The organism is Amycolatopsis sp. WAC 04197, from assembly GCF_003947475.1.
Classification (GTDB): Bacteria; Actinomycetota; Actinomycetes; order Mycobacteriales; family Pseudonocardiaceae; genus Amycolatopsis; species Amycolatopsis japonica.
On sequence record NZ_QHJK01000008.1, the window covers coordinates 179,898 to 195,362 of the forward strand.

At 68.2% G+C, this 15,465-nt stretch carries 24 protein-coding genes; 12 read left to right on the plus strand and 12 right to left on the minus strand.

Features of this window, described 5'->3' with window-relative positions; genetic code table 11:
- Window positions 1-77: 77 nt before the first annotated feature.
- The 4 genes from DMC64_RS43020 (at window position 78) to DMC64_RS27965 (ending at window position 2,684) form a co-directional block, all read left to right on the plus strand.
- A complete protein-coding gene (locus tag DMC64_RS43020) occupies window positions 78-233 on the plus strand; it encodes a hypothetical protein (protein WP_162836892.1) in 156 nt (51 codons plus the stop codon).
- Window positions 234-336: 103 nt separating this feature from the next.
- On the plus strand, window positions 337-846 hold the full coding sequence (locus DMC64_RS27955; protein WP_125735937.1) for a hypothetical protein: 510 nt from the start codon (window positions 337-339) through the stop codon (window positions 844-846).
- 310 nt (window positions 847-1,156) lie between these two features.
- The gene (locus DMC64_RS27960) at window positions 1,157-1,972 is read left to right on the plus strand and encodes a L,D-transpeptidase family protein (protein ID WP_199755117.1); all 816 of its coding nucleotides are present in this window, start codon (window positions 1,157-1,159) and stop codon (window positions 1,970-1,972) included.
- A gap of 25 nt (window positions 1,973-1,997) precedes the next feature.
- Window positions 1,998-2,684, plus strand: a complete 687-nt coding sequence (locus tag DMC64_RS27965; RefSeq protein WP_125735938.1) for a choice-of-anchor P family protein — start codon at window positions 1,998-2,000, stop codon at window positions 2,682-2,684.
- A gap of 31 nt (window positions 2,685-2,715) precedes the next feature.
- On the opposite strand, the gene DMC64_RS42745 is transcribed toward DMC64_RS27965, so the two are convergent.
- Window positions 2,716-4,374 (minus strand): hypothetical protein, encoded by a 1,659-nt coding sequence (locus DMC64_RS42745; RefSeq protein ID WP_158634262.1) that lies wholly within the window; start codon window positions 4,372-4,374, stop codon window positions 2,716-2,718.
- 215 nt (window positions 4,375-4,589) lie between these two features.
- Here DMC64_RS42745 and DMC64_RS27975 point away from each other — a divergent pair, with 215 nt between their 5' ends.
- A complete protein-coding gene (locus DMC64_RS27975) occupies window positions 4,590-4,934 on the plus strand; it encodes a hypothetical protein (RefSeq protein ID WP_199755118.1) in 345 nt (114 codons plus the stop codon).
- Window positions 4,935-5,081: 147 nt separating this feature from the next.
- Window positions 5,082-5,591: a hemerythrin domain-containing protein gene (locus DMC64_RS27980; RefSeq protein ID WP_233629837.1), complete on the plus strand. Its 510-nt coding sequence runs from the start codon at window positions 5,082-5,084 to the stop codon at window positions 5,589-5,591.
- A 61-nt stretch (window positions 5,592-5,652) separates the two neighbouring features.
- On the opposite strand, the gene DMC64_RS27985 is transcribed toward DMC64_RS27980, so the two are convergent.
- From DMC64_RS27985 to DMC64_RS28000, 4 genes are read right to left on the minus strand one after another with little or no spacing between them, the layout of a single operon-like run.
- Complete coding sequence (locus DMC64_RS27985; protein WP_125735941.1) at window positions 5,653-5,919, minus strand: hypothetical protein; 267 nt, start codon at window positions 5,917-5,919, stop codon at window positions 5,653-5,655.
- A 14-nt stretch (window positions 5,920-5,933) separates the two neighbouring features.
- Window positions 5,934-6,812, minus strand: coding sequence for a sucrase ferredoxin (locus tag DMC64_RS27990; RefSeq protein ID WP_125735942.1), 879 nt, complete (start codon window positions 6,810-6,812; stop codon window positions 5,934-5,936).
- The gene (locus DMC64_RS27995) at window positions 6,809-8,038 is read right to left on the minus strand and encodes a cupin domain-containing protein (protein ID WP_233629838.1); all 1,230 of its coding nucleotides are present in this window, start codon (window positions 8,036-8,038) and stop codon (window positions 6,809-6,811) included. Before DMC64_RS27995 ends, DMC64_RS27990 begins: the two co-directional genes overlap by 4 nt.
- A 49-nt stretch (window positions 8,039-8,087) precedes the next feature.
- Window positions 8,088-8,297 (minus strand): hypothetical protein, encoded by a 210-nt coding sequence (locus tag DMC64_RS28000; protein WP_037340202.1) that lies wholly within the window; start codon window positions 8,295-8,297, stop codon window positions 8,088-8,090.
- Between the two features lie 288 nt (window positions 8,298-8,585).
- Here DMC64_RS28000 and DMC64_RS28005 point away from each other — a divergent pair, with 288 nt between their 5' ends.
- Window positions 8,586-8,978 carry an STAS domain-containing protein gene (locus DMC64_RS28005; RefSeq protein ID WP_125735943.1) on the plus strand — a complete coding sequence of 131 codons (393 nt, stop codon included), beginning with the start codon at window positions 8,586-8,588 and terminating at the stop codon, window positions 8,976-8,978.
- Here DMC64_RS28005 and DMC64_RS42750 read toward each other — a convergent pair.
- Window positions 8,940-9,077: a hypothetical protein gene (locus tag DMC64_RS42750; protein WP_158634263.1), complete on the minus strand. Its 138-nt coding sequence runs from the start codon at window positions 9,075-9,077 to the stop codon at window positions 8,940-8,942. The genes DMC64_RS28005 and DMC64_RS42750 overlap by 39 nt on opposite strands.
- A 350-nt stretch (window positions 9,078-9,427) precedes the next feature.
- Between DMC64_RS42750 and DMC64_RS28010 the strand changes: the two genes are divergently transcribed.
- The 5 genes from DMC64_RS28010 to DMC64_RS28030 all read left to right on the plus strand — a co-directional run bounded on the left by DMC64_RS28010 (window position 9,428) and on the right by DMC64_RS28030 (window position 11,388).
- A complete protein-coding gene (locus tag DMC64_RS28010; RefSeq protein ID WP_125735944.1) occupies window positions 9,428-9,610 on the plus strand; it encodes a hypothetical protein in 183 nt (60 codons plus the stop codon).
- A 274-nt stretch (window positions 9,611-9,884) separates the two neighbouring features.
- Window positions 9,885-10,298 (plus strand): hypothetical protein, encoded by a 414-nt coding sequence (locus DMC64_RS28015; protein ID WP_125735945.1) that lies wholly within the window; start codon window positions 9,885-9,887, stop codon window positions 10,296-10,298.
- 62 nt (window positions 10,299-10,360) lie between these two features.
- Complete coding sequence (locus tag DMC64_RS28020) at window positions 10,361-10,792, plus strand: Hsp20/alpha crystallin family protein (protein ID WP_125735946.1); 432 nt, start codon at window positions 10,361-10,363, stop codon at window positions 10,790-10,792.
- 80 nt (window positions 10,793-10,872) lie between these two features.
- Entirely contained in the window at window positions 10,873-11,076 is a 204-nt protein-coding gene (locus tag DMC64_RS28025; RefSeq protein WP_125735947.1) for a hypothetical protein, read from the plus strand.
- Between the two features lie 27 nt (window positions 11,077-11,103).
- Window positions 11,104-11,388 (plus strand): J domain-containing protein, encoded by a 285-nt coding sequence (locus DMC64_RS28030; RefSeq protein WP_125735948.1) that lies wholly within the window; start codon window positions 11,104-11,106, stop codon window positions 11,386-11,388.
- Between the two features lie 33 nt (window positions 11,389-11,421).
- Here the strand turns inward: DMC64_RS28030 and DMC64_RS28035 are convergent, their stop codons facing one another.
- The 6 genes from DMC64_RS28035 to DMC64_RS28060 all read right to left on the minus strand — a co-directional run bounded on the left by DMC64_RS28035 (window position 11,422) and on the right by DMC64_RS28060 (window position 15,463).
- Window positions 11,422-11,607: a hypothetical protein gene (locus DMC64_RS28035; RefSeq protein WP_199755119.1), complete on the minus strand. Its 186-nt coding sequence runs from the start codon at window positions 11,605-11,607 to the stop codon at window positions 11,422-11,424.
- A 31-nt stretch (window positions 11,608-11,638) separates the two neighbouring features.
- A complete protein-coding gene (locus tag DMC64_RS28040) occupies window positions 11,639-11,956 on the minus strand; it encodes a hypothetical protein (RefSeq protein ID WP_037340209.1) in 318 nt (105 codons plus the stop codon).
- Window positions 11,957-12,344: 388 nt separating this feature from the next.
- Complete coding sequence (locus DMC64_RS28045; RefSeq protein ID WP_125735949.1) at window positions 12,345-12,917, minus strand: hypothetical protein; 573 nt, start codon at window positions 12,915-12,917, stop codon at window positions 12,345-12,347.
- A gap of 276 nt (window positions 12,918-13,193) precedes the next feature.
- Window positions 13,194-13,679 (minus strand): NUDIX hydrolase, encoded by a 486-nt coding sequence (locus DMC64_RS28050; protein ID WP_125735950.1) that lies wholly within the window; start codon window positions 13,677-13,679, stop codon window positions 13,194-13,196.
- Between the two features lie 75 nt (window positions 13,680-13,754).
- Complete coding sequence (locus tag DMC64_RS28055; RefSeq protein WP_125735951.1) at window positions 13,755-15,101, minus strand: MFS transporter; 1,347 nt, start codon at window positions 15,099-15,101, stop codon at window positions 13,755-13,757.
- 164 nt (window positions 15,102-15,265) lie between these two features.
- Window positions 15,266-15,463, minus strand: coding sequence for an MbtH family NRPS accessory protein (locus DMC64_RS28060; protein WP_037339126.1), 198 nt, complete (start codon window positions 15,461-15,463; stop codon window positions 15,266-15,268).
- Window positions 15,464-15,465: the final 2 nt, after the last annotated feature.

Consider the following 15,465-nt stretch of genomic DNA (forward strand, 5'->3'; position numbering starts at 1 on the left):
ACGCCGATGCGGGCACCACCAGCCAGTCCCCATCGTGGCGGCGGTTCGTTTCGGCCGCTCCAGGAAAGTGAGTCACCATGATCGTGCTCGGAGTCATCATTCTCGTGATCGGCCTGATCGTCGACATTCCCGTGTTGACCACCATCGGCGCCGTCGTCGCCGTCGTGGGCGTGGTTCTCGCGATCCTCGGCAGCACGGGACGCAAGGTGGGCGGCCGCGCCCACTGGTTCTGAGCCACTCGTTCGAACCGACGGCCCCGGTCCACGTTTCACCCGGACCGGGGCCACGTTCTTCCCTCTCGGCACTTTCTTCTCCACCGCACCTGCGAGGACCACGATGCCTGAGCCGACCACGCCGGAACCCCTCCCGGCCGAACTACGAGCGCTGGCCGCCGAGGCCGACGCGCTCGCCGAGCGGACCGCGGAAATGGCCGCTCGGCTGGCGGCCACGGACGACGGGCACCTGCAACGGCTCGCGCAGCCGATGAACAAAGCCACCGACGATCTGGCCGGCTACACCGGCGAGATCGCCAGAACCGCCGAGTCCCTGGCCCGTGTCCGGGTGTCCCGCGATCCCCATCTGTGCGACGTGCCCTGGGGAGTCTGCCCTGTCCACGGCGTCACCTTGCACTCGCTCGGCGACCGGGCCTGGTGCACCGCGACGGGCTGTGACAACTCCTGGGATTACGACCGGCTGCACACCCCCTGCACGGAACCGGCCGCGGCGATCGCCACCGATCGCGACGGTGTGACCGGCTCGCTCTGCTCCGCCCACGCGTCGGACGCCGCGCGGCGACTGGACGGATGCAGCATCGAATATCTCGATCACCGGGCGACGAACGGCTGACCGATCCCGTTCCGCGGTGTTGACCACGGCGGGTGATCAACGCGCGGCGATTCATCACCCCTACTCCGGGAAACGATTCCGAGCACATACTCTGAGTGGGCTCGCCCCATCGTTACCGGTTCTCCTCCGTTTTCCCCGATCGTGTGAATTCACCGAACATCTGCGACCTGGGAGAACTCGGCAAAGCCGCAGGCAGATCCTCCCGTGCGCGCATGGTGATCATTGATTAACACATCGCGCCGATGTTAGGAATGTTCCCCACGGAAGCGAATTCCGTTGTGGAACACTCTGCCCAAGGACAAGGCACTCGATGACCAACCTGCAGACCTTCAGCGGTCGCGCGCGCCCTCGTATGGTTTTCCTTCTCCTCCCCTTGACAGTGGTCGCCTTGCTGACCGGCTGCGGAACGAAAGGCGGCAACGGTGCCACCGACGGTTCCATGACCACGCCGGCGGTGGAGCCCGCGGCCGTCGCACTCCCGGAGGCGAACACCTTCGGCGAACTGGCCTCCGCGCCCGCGGACCCGTCCCCCACCGCCCCGACCGGCGGCGAAGTACTGCATCCCAAGGAGGACGCGGTCGTCTTCCGTACCCCCGGTGGTGAGCCGATCGCCCGCCTCCCCCGAACCCAGATCGGATCGCCGACCTGGGTTCCGGTGATCGCCCGGCAGGGTAACTGGGCGCAGGTCCTGTTGCCCACGAGGCCCAACGGAGCGACCGGCTGGCTACACGCCACCCCGGATGCCGTGGAATCGGCACAGAACGATTTCCGCGTCACCGTGGATCTCGCGGGTTTTCGGCTGGAAATCCACGAAGCGGGCAAGCCGGCCGGCTCGTGGACCATCGGCACCGGAAAGCCGGAACACCCCACGCCGACCGGCCGCGCGTTCATTCTCGCGTCGATCCAGGAAAGCGTGAACACCTACAGCCCGATCGTGCTGCCGCTGAGCAGCCATTCCGCTTCACACGAAACCTTCGGTGGCGGTCCCGGCACCGTCGGCCTGCACACCTGGCCGGACAACAGCTTCGTCGGCAAAGCCACCAGCGACGGCTGCATCCGCGTCACCCGCGAGGCGTTGAACCGCCTCGTCGAATTGCCGCTCGGCACCATCGTCCAGATCACCTGACACCCGATCACGGAGGTATTTTCCGTTGTTCCCACGCACTACGAGCGCGCTCGCCGGTACGGCGGTGGCACTCCTGACCTTCACCGCCACTCCCGCCCAGGCCGCACCGGCCGACTCCGCGTTCGCCGTCGCCGCGTCCGGGCTGGTCAAGATTCCCCGCACCCCAGCCGTCTCCGGAACCGGCAAGGAATCTCTCGTGTCGGCGGGTTTGCCGACCCCCGGCCCCTCACTGCTCACCGCGAAGGCCTTGACCGCCGAGGTGAGACCAGGGCGAGCCGAGTCCGTTGTCACCGGCCTCGCGCTCAACCTCGGCCTGCTACCCGCCACGCTCCCGCTACCCGGGCTGAGCGCTGAAGCGATCAGGGCAGAATGCCGCGAAGGCAAAGGTTCGGTGTCGATCGCGAAGCTGAAGGCCGGCGGTAAGGTCCTCGACCTCGACCAGGTGCCGCCGAACACCACCGTCCCGGTGGCCCAGCTGATCGAACTCGTGGTGAACAAGCAGACCAAGAACAACGACGGCACCCTCACCGTGACCGCGGTATCGGCCAGGCTGCTCGGCCAGACCCAGACCGTGGACATCGCTTCGGCCACCTGCGCCAAGGCAGGCACTTCGCCGGAACCGACGACCAAGCCCGCCGCCGACAAACCCCAGCCCAGCGGCAAAGCGCCCAAACCCACCCCGGTTCCCGCGCATCTGGACGTCACCGGCTGATCTCAGCAGTCGGCCGAGGCGTGGCACGCGGTCACCAGCAAAGCGCCAGTGTCTGCCTCCGTTCCCGGACGGCCAGCGCGACCGAGGCCGCGGCCAGCCCGCTCATGACCACCGTCGCGGCCGCCAGCCGTCGGAGCCGCCACGCGGATCGGTCCGCCTGGGCCGTCTCTTCTTCGCGGGCCTGGATGCTCGCGTCGAGGAACTGGTGTTCCCGGAGGGTCAGTCTCGTCGATCCGGCCAACGTGGTCGCTTCGTCGAGCTGGCTGCCCCGGTAGAGCGGCGCCGGGTCGCGGTTCGCGCGTTCCCACACCCCTGCGGCTTCGGTCAGCCGCCGGTGCAGGTACAGACGGCCGCGACCGGTGGACAGCCAGTTCCGCAGCCGCGGCCACTCGCGGATGAGCGCGTCGTGCGCGAACTCCAGCCCGTCGGCGTCGGCGATCACGAGCCGGGCATCGACCAGCCGGGCGACCACCGGGGCGGCGGCCGGGTCGAGTTCGTGCGCGGGGACGCGCCGCCGGGTGTCGTAACCATCGAATCCCAGCGTGGTCAACCGGAGGAACACGTCCCGTGCTTGCCGCTGCCCGATTCGGTCGAACTCGCAGAAGACCTTCTCGGCCGTATCGGCCAGGGCACGAGTTATCCCGCCGGACGCCTGGTACGCCGCGAGGGTGAGCGTGGCGCCGTGAGGGCGTCGCCAGGTGCGGCGCATCGCCTGGGAGACGAGCGGGAGAACACCGTGCCCGCCCGCCGTCTCGGCCATGATCGTGGCGACCAGCGCGCCTTCCAGCTGGTGTCCGGTGGCGATCGCCGGTCGCATGATCGCCGAGCGTAGCTGCTCTGCGGTCATCGGCCCGGTGTCGACCAGGTTCCCGGGGCTCAGCGCCGCGGCGAGCGCCGGGTACCTGTCGCAGTGTCCGATGAAGTCCGAACGCACACCCACCACGAGCCGGGTCCGGCCGTCCGGTTCCTGGACGGCGTGCAGGAGCACCGCGACGAAGGCGTCACGCTCCTCCGCAGTCCGGCAGCGGGTGAAGACCTCTTCGAACTGATCGACGACGAGCAGCAGTTCCGCGTCCGCGTGCCGCCTCGCCAGCAGCTGACGGACACGCAGATGCAGTCCCGCGGGATCCGCCGTCAGCTCCCCGTGCAGCCGGACCGCCGATCCGCCGCTGACCGCGGCCAGCTGGATCGCGCTTTCCCGGAGCGGATGCGGTCCGGGAGTGAGTCGCACGATCGTCCGATCCCGGCCGGATCTCCGGACGGCCGCGATCAGCCCGGCCTCCAGCAAGGAGGACTTGCCGGATCCCGATGCGCCGGAAACCGCGATGAGTCGCCGTTCGGTGACTTGGCGCGACAATTCTTCGACGAGGTGCTCGCGACCGAAGAAATACCCTGCCTGATGCGCCCCGAATGCGGCGAGACCCGGATAGGGGATCTCTTCGTCGATTTCCTCGGGCTCCGGGGCACGGTTCATCGCGGTGATCGAATACCAGCGCTCCTCCCACTCGGCGAGGTCGCCTTCACAGGCCCGGACATAGGCCAAGGTCACCGCCAGAGTCGGCAGTTTCCGGCCGCCCGCCGCGTCGGACAAGGTGCTCGCCGCGTAGTGGGCCCGCTTGCTCAATTCGCGATACGGCGGGCTTCCGGCGTTCTCGCGTAATCGTCGTAGCTCCCCCGCGAACTGTGACAACGAATCTTCGTCCGTAACAAATGGACGTTCATACCGTGGCATCAGCCACCCCCCAGGTGTCTGCTTTTCTCCATTGTCCGGAAGTTTGTCGTTCGCTGTCCACTCCCCGGCACAGAACGCTCCCGCCGCACTAGACAGGTGACAGCGGGTGCCGCGCTTTACGCGGCGCTCGTGCTCGAAAACCGGAAACGATCACCGGAGGGGAAATGGATAACGTGACGATCCGCAGAATCGCGGTGGCGGCGGGGGCCGTGGCGCTGACCGGGGGTGTCCTGCTGGCAGGCGCCGGCTCGGCGTCCGCCGACACGAAGGGGAAGCATCACTCGGCGATCGGCGGGGAGGTCGGCACCAGCCACGTGGCCAGGTGGACGACCACCTACTACGACGGCGTCGCGTGGAACGCCACCGTGTTCGTGGACTACGGCCGCAGCGGTGCCTGGACCAAGTGCTCGGACGGCCACGAAACCCACGGACCGTTGGTGGGACCGGGCACCTGGCTGTGGGGCGGTGACTGCTACAACCACGGCCGCATCGTCAACTACGGCTGGTACGACGGCTGACAGTGATCTGGTCGGCGGCCCGTTCCCTTGTCGTGGGGCGGGCCGCCTCGTCCTTCGGCCGTGCTTCGAGTTGCAGGACGGCCGCCGCCCAGGAATTGTCGGCATATGACTGCCGTGACGATTCCCCGTCCAGTTGCTGGTGACGTCGTGGACCTCATCCTGGACGACCACCGCCTGTTCGAACAGCTCCTCCGTGACCTGCGGGACGCGACCGCGGACCGGGAAGGTGCCCGAGCCGCGTTGTCGGCGGCACTGATAGCGCACGGTGAAGCCGAAGAACAGGATGTCTACCCCGCCCTGCGGCGCAAGGACGCCATCGACAAGCACGAGCAGGAGCACGGCGAGGAAGAACACGCCGAAGGCAACCAGGCGCTGTTGGACCTGCTGGAATGCAAAGGCACCGACACACAGAAATTCGACGACGCGGTCGAGAAGCTGGCTGAGGCGCTCATGCACCACATCGGCGAGGAAGAGCAGACGATCCTCAACCCGGCGCGCACCGAAGTGAGCGAGAAGGTCCGCCAAGACCTGGGCACGGCGTGGGCCAAACGCCGCAACGCCCTGCTCGACCAGGACTGCGGTTCGATCGAGTTCGTCAAGAAGGTGGTGGCCCGAGCGGAGAAGTCGGGCCTGCTTTCCTCCGACGACGACGAGTGACCGCCCCGAATCGACGATGCCGCGTGCGCTGAGCGCGAGCGGGCGGTTGTGCGCCAGTGCGTTACCCCGATTCGTGCCGTTTCTTCGTGCGCCAAGCGATCAGTGGAACCGCGAGGACACCCAGGACGATCACGACCAGGATCGTGACGCCGAGGGCATTCGCCGGAACCAGAGGCTTGATCACGAACATGACGACCAGCGTCCAGCCCGCCAGAGTGACGATCTCCCCGACGAACGATCGCCACTTCCGGTCGGTCGACGAGCGCACGAGCAAGCCCACGACGACCATCACGGCGCCGATCGCGCCCCACCACCACTGACCCCCCATACGGTCACCCACGGTCAGTACCGCAAATCCAGCAGTTCGAACACCCGTATCGTCCGCACGGGCTCGGTCGCGCACGTGAGCCGTCGGCCTGCCGGGATCCGGCCTTCGCGCAGACGCACGATGCAGTCGGGTTCGGCGAAGACCACCTGCCAGTCGGTATCACCGGTTCGTGTGGTCTTCGTCAGCCGGAGATCGTCGATGCCGACGACGCCGGTGGCGGCGCGGGCGTTATGGTGCGCCGCTTGGACGACCGGTGGGTGCGAGGAACGGCCACGCAGGAACCGGCCGTCGACGACCCCGTCAAGGTACCGCTGGAAAAGACCGCTCGCGTCGGCCGGACGCAGGCCGCCGAAGGTGAAGCCGTGTGGCAGCAACACCATCGAGGGAGCGAACCGGCAGCCGCCGAGATGGCTGCATTCCCAAGTGGACTCGGAGAACTCCGCGGCCAGCGTGGTCGCGAGCGAACGGCCGCGCACCGCGCAGCAGGTGTCGTGTCTGCCATGGACGCACACGAGCGCGAGGGGTTCCGGCCACACGCGTCCCTCGGCGAAGGTGCTGCGGCCGAGTTCCGCGGCGTCGCTGAATTCCCCGGTGCGGATCTGCTCGTGACCGGGGCGGGCGTCGACGCGGAACCAGCGGAACGGCCGATCGCGGATGGGCGGACGCCGAGCGACACGGCGCACCAGAGCGATCCGGCCGTTGACCCGCGCCGCCCACGAACGGAGCGGGGCGACCGCGCCCGGATCCATCCCGGATTCCCTGAGCGCGAAGCGGCCCCAGGGGCCCGGATGCTCGACCAAGAGCCAGTGCTCCGCGGGCGGGGCCGTCCCCTCCCTGGGATCGCCCGCGGCTTCGGCCAGGTCCGCGCACCGTTGCGCCGGTGTCGCAATCATGCGGTCGCGGCCATCAGCACGCCTTCCTTGAGCAGGCGGCGCACGAGCACGAACTGATCGCTTCGATCCATTCCCGGGATCTCCCCCAGCCGCCACACCCTTCCGTCCAGTAGCGCCGTCAAGGCGGTCGAGGTGGCTGCAGGCAACAAGAGGCGACGATCCGGGAGTTCGAGAACGATCCTGCCGTCCGCTGTGTCGCCGATGCGGAAACGCAAACCGTCGCGGCGCCGCACGGCATCCCCGTCGCCGAGGCCCAGCACGAACCTGGCCGTGGCGACCGGTGCCAGCGGTTCCGGCCGATTCCCTTGCCACACCTTGTCCCGGACATGCCGGGCGATGGCGTCGCCGGGCACCGCCCGCAGCGCGGCGATCAGAGTTTCCCGGACGGACTCGACGTGCGCTTCCAGCCGGTCCGGGTCGCCGACGTCCATCCCGAGCGGGAGCGACGCGCGCAGCCCTTCCTCGGAACCGACGAGCGCGGTGAGCGCCTCCACCAGAGCGAACGCGGTGATCACGTGGACGCCGACGGTCAGATGCGCGGAAACGTCACCGAGCGCCGTCGCCGAATGGAGCCAGCCGCGGGGCAGATACATCATGTCGCCCGGTTCGAGGACTTCGTCGATGACCGCAGCGTCGTCACGGGCCCGCGCGGCCACGGCATCGGCGTGCTCGCTCCACGGCTGATCACGCAGCGGCGACGGGTGGACGGGCGCGTGCACCTTCCATCGTTTGCGGCCGGCCACCTGGATCACGAAGACGTCGTGCACGTCGTAATGCGCCGAGAAGCCTTGCGACGACGGCGGGGTGACGTAGGCGTTCACCTGCGCGGGATGGCCGAGCTCGTCGGCCAGGCGCGTGGTGAAGTCGATGACGGCCGGCCAGATGCGGTGCAGCCCCTGGAGCACGATGGTGCTGCCGTCGGCGAAAAGAGCGGCGACCCGGTCGTCGCGGACCTGGTCGCCGATCTCCGCACCCACACCGCCCCCGCCGGTGAACGAGCGGGAATCGACCACCGCGCCGTCGCGAGCCAGCCGCAGGAACGGCGTCCGCAGCCCGCGGCGGGAAAGGATTTCGTCGACGCCGTCCAGATCGAGCAGATCACCGAAGTCGCCGCCGGTTCGCCGCAACAACGGTTTCCTGCCCCAATGCCGGGCGGCGAACTCCTCGATGTCGGAACCGACCAGGCGCGACAGGACAGTTTTCGACGCGCGGCCGTCCACCGGCACCGGGAGGCTTTCACGCCTTGGCCCGGTATCGGTGGACGGCTCGCTCAGATCAGCTCGCGCCACTGTCCGCGCCGCCGTCGGCTCCGCCGTCGTGCTGGCCGGGGGTGCCTTCGCCGGCGCCGGAATCGGCAGGCCCTTCGGCGCCACCGTCCGCCCCACCGTCGTGCTCGCCGGAAGTCCCCTGGCCCGCCCCGGCGTCGGCCGGTCCTTCCTTGTCCTTGTCCGAGGTGGTGGAGATGTCGTCGTCGTTCAGGCTCATGTCGATTCCCTTTCCCATGATCCGGATGAATCGGTGGCCGGTTACCCCGGTTCCGCCCGGAACACACCTGCGGAGTTTCACGACTTGTCCCCGCTCTGCGGGAGCGTCCCCACCGGCGTACGGTGAGTGCACGTGTGGTTCAACCCGCAGCTTCGCGTGTCCGGTGACCTTGCCCGGCTCCGCACCGTCCGGCCAGAGCCGGGTGCGTCCGGCGACGTGCTTCCCTGGGCGCCTTCGCTGCTGCTGTGAGGGACTCGCCTCGGAGGCCGCTTCCCCGAGGAGACCTCCATGTCATCGCCGTACCGAAGCACACCCGCGCCCATACTGGAGCATGAGCACACCGCCGATCTGCTGATCCTCACCGTCACCGGGGAATTGGACGCGACCACGGCCCCGTTGCTGCGACGGCATCTGGACGGGAACCTTCCCGATCGCACGGTGATCGACCTGTCCCGGGTGACCTTCCTCGGCGTGGCGGGACTTCAGGTGCTGGAGGCCTGCGCCACCCGGGCCGCCCGTGAGCGCCGCCGCCTGGCGCTGGTCACCACTTCGCCGACGGACCTCAGGATCCTGCGGCTCTTCGACCTCGACGTGCGGGTGCCGGTCTACCCGCGTCTGTCGGACGCGATCCGGGAGGTCGCCTCACAAAGGCCTGTCGACGACGCGGGACAGGCCTCGTAGCACCGCTCGCGCGGTGCGGCCGCCGGAGGCGAGCTCGGTTTCCAGTTTGAGCTTGCTCTTGACCTGGTCGTAGACGTGCTGCAGGCCTGCTGACCTCACGCTCGTCCCACTCCTCCGCCGGGACCCGGTGAACACCGGATGGTCGACCGCTATGGGACAGCCGATCCCATCGGCGCGCTGCACGGCCACTTGTAAGGACCCCGCCGCGGCGCGCGGCGGGGTCGCCGGAGTGTCACAGTCCTGAAAGTCGCGCTCGATGACATCACCTGCCTTTCACTCAGCCGTGCCGGACTCCGCGAACCGATACCGGAGGTGAACGCTGCCGCATCCAGCGCTCACCGACGTGGACCGCGGGACACGGTCGCGCTGTCGGTGGACGGGCCGGCCGTGCGGTCCGAGCGGCCCGTGATCGCTCGGACGGGGCCACGCCCCGCGACCGCCGAGGGGGAATGCGTGAGACATCGGCGAAAGAGGCCGCGATGATCGACTCGAACTCGGTGCGCAGCCACACCCGGTCCGCGTACACCAGCTCGGCGAACGCTTCGTTCACCGCTGTACGGCGGATACCGTGCCGCATCTCGATCACTCCCCGGAACGTCGTCGGGACCGAAGCCAGGTCAAGTCATCTCTGAAAAACTATGTAACTCGCCTTGCAGAGGATGTCAAGCCCCGCACACTTGCGGCCCCGCGCCCGACGTGCTATCAGAGAATTAGCACTCGGGGGTCGAGAGTGCTAACGGGCCACACCTCTCCACAAGGACGGAAAAGCATGACAGCTGTGATCGTTTTCAGCACCGTGGTCACGGGCATCGTCGCGATGGTCACCGTGGCCGCCCGCAGATACCACCTGGACGATCTCACCCGCGACTGACCACGGACTCCCGCTCACGAACCGATGGAGCATTCATGGGGTTGAACAAAGTCTGGATACGCACGCTCAGCGATGGCCTTCTCCGTGCCGACCAGGTCATCGGGCTGACCGCGCACGCCACCCCGTCGATTCCTGGCAAATCCCCGCGCTGGCTGTTCGACGCCACCGTCGCGGTCCCCGCGGGCAGCGGCAACACCAGCGGCTGGGACGTCGGCATCCTGCATCGCACACTGATCCAGACACCCGTCGAACCGGTCGAGGCACCCGACGAGCTCGCCCGCCTGCTGGCCCGTCTCGACGAGCCGGGCACGGCCGGGATCATCGAACCGATTGCCGACCGCATCGCGGACGGCGCCGGCCGGATTCGTTTCCGCTTCAGCTCTTTCGGCGATTCCTCGCCGGACACCACGGCGGCGGAACAGGAACACGAAGCGGCGAGCCGCCGTTGAAAGAACGAAGGCACACGCTTTCGCCGCGAAGAAGTGGCGATACGAGGAAGGAGGCAATTGTGATGTTGATGCGAACCGATCCGTTCCGTGAGCTGGACAGGCTCACCCAGCAGTTCCTGGGCGCCAACGGCACCGCTTCCCGCCAAGTGATGATGCCGATGGATGCCTACCGGTCCGGCAACGAATACGTGGTGGCGTTCGACCTGCCCGGGGTCTCGCCGGATTCGGTCGAAATCGACGTGGAACGCAACGTGCTGACGGTCAAGGCCGAACGCACCCTCGAACCGGGCGGGGACGCCGAGATCCAGGTGGCCGAGAGGCCTCGCGGGGTGTTCAGCCGTCAGCTGTTCCTGGGAGACACGCTGAAGACCGACGACATCAGCGCGGATTACGACGCCGGGGTGCTTACCCTGCGCATCCCGATCGCCGAACAGGCCAAGCCACGCAAGATCGCCGTCACCGGTGGCGAAAAGGCCAAGCAGATCAACCCCTGACCGTTCCCGAGCACCACTCGACGCGGCGCGGTCCGCCCTCCACGGTGCGGGCCGCGCCCCCTCAGCGCAGGAGTACCGCGATGCTCGACGACGAAAAGCCCGCGGCGGATGTGGCCGACCAGCACCGGCTCGCCCACGCGGTGGACGGTGATCCCGGCGAACACTTCGACGAGGAAATGGCCACGGCGTTCGACGCGAGTCGGATACCGGAGGCCGATCCCGCCGACGTGGCCGACCAGCGACGTGACGTTCCCGCGCTCGCGGACCGGGAACCCTGGCACTGAACGGGTTTTCGCGGCAGGTGATGGATCATGACGGCCGACCCGTACACGGTGCTCGGGGTGGCTCGCGACGCGACCCCGGCCGAAGTCGCGACGGCGTATCGCCGTCTCGTTCGCAGGCTGCATCCCGATGGCCGGTTCCCGGATCCCGAGCGCCTCGCCGCCGTCCTGGCCGCTTATCGAACGCTTCGCGACCAAGCGCCACGAACGACCGGGTCGCGCGGTGTCGCCATTCCCGTCCGTGTCCACAAGCGACGGAGCTCGTCGCCCTACCTCCGGTGGCGTCCAGGTTCCGATGACGGCGAGAAGCCGTGATCGGGCCTACGGCCGAGCCAGCGAACCGCGAGCCTACCCACGGAAGACGGGAACGGCGACGGAGAGATCGATGTCGGGGGCGACGACTCCGACGGCGAGCAGGATAAAGGAATAGGCGAACTCGACGGTGTGGAGCGCGGCAGCTGCCAGGAAACCGAGACCGCCGAGAATCGCCAGAACCCCGGCAGCGATCCCGGTCGCGCTTTTCGGCTGCGACATCGCGGCGGGCAACGGATGGTGTCGACGGTCGTCAGCAGGCCTTGACGATGACCGAGTGCGCCTTGCTGCCGAGGTCGAGGATCTTCACGTTCCGGTTCCCGGCAGGCACGCGAACCTCATAGGTACCCGGATTGACCGGATATCCGAAGTAGCTGCCCGCCGGAGCGGCCCCGGTGCCCGCGATCATCGCGCCGTCGGTGCGGTGGATCGTCGTGGAGACCGAGCTGCCGCAGTTGTTCGAGATGTAGATCTTGCCCTTGGTCGCGGCCGAGGCGGAGCCTGTGCCGAGGACCGAGACGGCCAGCCCTGTGGTGGCCAGAACCGCAAGTGCGCGCCGGGTAGTCGTCATGGTGGCTTTCTCCAGTGTCCGATCGAGGTCGGCCACAAGCTACCGGCAGGCGTGTTCCCCTGCTGTCGGTCGAACAGACCACAACGCACGAGTCGATCGGTGATGTCGGTCTCGCCGGACCTCGAACGCCCGCGCGGCGTCTGCGGGCATCCCGGGCCCAGCCGGTGCCGCCAGCGCAGCACAACGGTGTGCGGGCCGGGCTGTGGTGCGGCCGAGAGCTGCGATCGGCCTCGACGATCAGACGCGCCAGGCGCAGCCGGCACGCGGCGTCAGGGTGGGACACGAAGGCCTCCGGTATGTGAAGCGGTTCCTGGACAGCTCACTTCGCATCCAGAGGCCTTCGCCTGTCTTCACGACAGGCCGGGAACAACGTCCCTGGGCATCACATCTAGAGGTGAGCGACGTCGGGCGGGGTCGCGGTGCGGAGCGCGAGGATCTGCATGGCGTCCGGCCAGCCGGTGACGAACACAGCCTGACCGTGCCAGGCCAGTTCAACGACCGCGGCGTCCAGCGCGTCCGTCCGGGTGCCACGCACCCTCTCGCCATCGATCGCCACCTCGACGTCGTGGACAGTGGCACCGTCCACGGCGACACGAACCTGATCGAACACTTTCCTCGACGACGCCCTCGACGGCGCGGTCAGCTCCTGTTCCAGTGGACGGCCAACTCGGGAGAGGAAGTTGACCATCTGTATGGTCGCGTCCTCGACCGGCAGCCCACGGGGATTCATGTCCCGTGACGAGCGTACCGTCCGAATCACGAGGCACGGCCTTCCCGACTTCTGATACGTCGCCTCGATGGCCCATGGCTCGTCGTTGACGGCATCACCGTCCAGGAACGCGACCGGCCCCGGCAAGCCCTCACCGTGAACGATCGCGACCGGCCCTGGGAACCGGGCCAACCTGTCCACGGGCCGCGGCATCCGCACTCCAGGGGTCTCCGCTCCGTCTTGCTGTTCCATGCCAGTCATCTCTCGCCGGGTTCAGCGTAGAACACTCACGTGCTGTAGGCGTCGTCCGACGGGCCACCGGAATAACAGACCGTCCCATCGACAAGGATTGTGAAATTCTGGAATGGAAAACCGTAGATAGTCGCCCTCGCATAACCGGCCGAAAGGCCGCCGACAATCCTGTTCAGGTCCACATACCCATCCGCGTCATAAAATCCAGGAAAGTCGTCCTCCGATCAACCGCGCTCTTTGGCGAACGACCCGCGGCATGACAGCACGACCGGCCATTCAGCCGACAGCTGATCGGGCCACGCGCCTGGCGATCTCCGCGTCCAGCGGGCTCATATCCTCGCTCACCGGTTCCGATGGCGACCACCAACGAAAGTCCAACGCTTCACTGTTGACGGTCAGTCGAGGCGCGACCTGGAGCCGAGTCCGATATACGGCCAGGAGTTCCCGGCGCTCCGGCTTCGTGAGATCGAACTCGGCGACGGCGGCGAACGACAGATCCACGCCGTGAATGCCGGTCTCTTCACCCAACTCACGCACCGCGGCCTCGCGCGGGCACTCACCCGGCTCCCGTGTCCCTCCCGGAAGTTCCCACTGCCTCCGCCAGCTGTCGAACATCATCAGGACTGCATCTGCATGGATGGCGACAACCAACGACGCGGGCACGCCCACATGCTCGACCAGACGCCCCATCTCATCTTCCGCGACACGACGGAAGTCGATCAAGACGTTGCCGGCACGATCGCGAATCGGAAGTTCAGCCACGCCTTCATTCCACCGCACTGCAGAGCGACGATGCCCCGAAGGCTGTCCCCGTTCCAAAGCAGTAGAGGTAATCGCTCACCGCACCCCGCGGGTCCCCGCTGTGACCCGCGGCCCGCCCAGTCCGAGGGTCGCGGCCGTACCGAGGACGGCGGCACCCAAAGCCACGAAGATCCCGGACGGCAGATCTGTCGCGCCGCTCCCCAGCGCGACGGTACTGATCACCGCCGTGCCGAGCGCGGAGCCCAATTGCGGCGCGGTGTTGAGCAGACCGGACGCGATACCGCGGTCCGTCTCCCCCACCACGGAGGTCCCGGCGTTCGTCGCCGCGACCGACGCCGCGCCGAGCCCGGTTCCCGAAGTCGCGAGCGACACCGCGAAGCCAGCCGTCGAGCCGGTGCGCAGCGCGATCGATCCGATCACCAGCGCCGCCGCGACGACACCGAACGCCCCGAAGGCGACCCATCGGCCGCTGAGCCGGTCCAGCAGCCGGGTGCCCAGCCAGCTTCCGCCCACGACGCCGATGCTGAAGGGAGCGAACAGGAATCCGGTGGTCCCGGCCGACAAGCCTTGCTGCTGCTGGAAGAACACCGTGCCCAGCACACTGGCCGGGGTGGTGGCGAAGGTCAGCGCGAACGCCACCACGAGCGCGGCGTCGAAGCGCGGCGTGCCGACCAGACGCGCCGGGACCAGCGGGTCGGCGGTCCGCCGCTCCACCACGACGAAGGCCGCGAGCAAGGCGACAGCGCCCGCGAGAGCGACCACCCGGACGGTTCCGGTCGCCGCGCTGACACCGTAGATCGCGGCGAGCAACCCACCGGTCACCAGCATGGCGCCCGGCCGGTCCAGCGAACCGCGTCCGGCGCGTTCGGTGCGCGCGGGCAGCAGGGAACGCGCGAACAGCAACACCGCCAGGCAGATCGGCACGTTGAGCAGGAAGATCGAGCGCCAGCCCGCGTAGTGCACCAGCAGTCCGCCGAAAAGGAACCCGGCCGCTCCCCCGGCAGCCGCCGTGGCCGTCCACCAGCCGACCGCGACCACCCGCTCCCGGCCTTCGGCGGTCAGGGACAACACCAGGGCGAACGCCGCCGGGACGACGAACGCCGCGGCCAGTCCTTGGACCGCGCGAGCGGTGATCAGCACTTCGATCCCGGGCGCCAGGCCACCCGCGATGCTCGCGGCCAGGAACGCGGTCATTCCTGAGACGAACGTCCTCCGGTGCCCGTAGCGGTCCGCGACCCGCCCCGCCGACACCAGGAAACCCCCGAACAGCAACGCGTAGCCGCTGACCACCCATTGCGTGGAGGCCTCCGCGCCGGGGAACCGGCGGCCGATCTCCGGCAGGCCGATCACCGCGATCGTCACCCCGAGCACGTCCACGAACTGAGCCGCACACAGCAGCAGGACCGCCGCCCGCTCGCGCATCACATCACCCCATCACGCTGTCCATCCTGCGATCCCGCAGCCGGTCCCGCCACCCACGCCGGACGTAGGGCAGGCCGTTGAGATGCACCACCGGCCGCTGGCCTGACGAGAACCCCACAGGACGTGCCCGGGACGGCGGAACCGCCCCGGGCACCGCGATCGGGTCATTCGGCCGCCATACGCTCCCTGAGGCTTCGGGGACGCATGTCCGTCCAGACCTCGTCCACGTGGTCCATGCATTCCTGCCGGGTCCCGGTCTTGCCGTCGGGACGCCAGCCTTCGGGAATCTCTTTTCCCTCCGGCCACAGGGAGTACTGCTCTTCGTCGTTGATCAGGACCTGGAACGTGGTGTTGTCGTCCATCG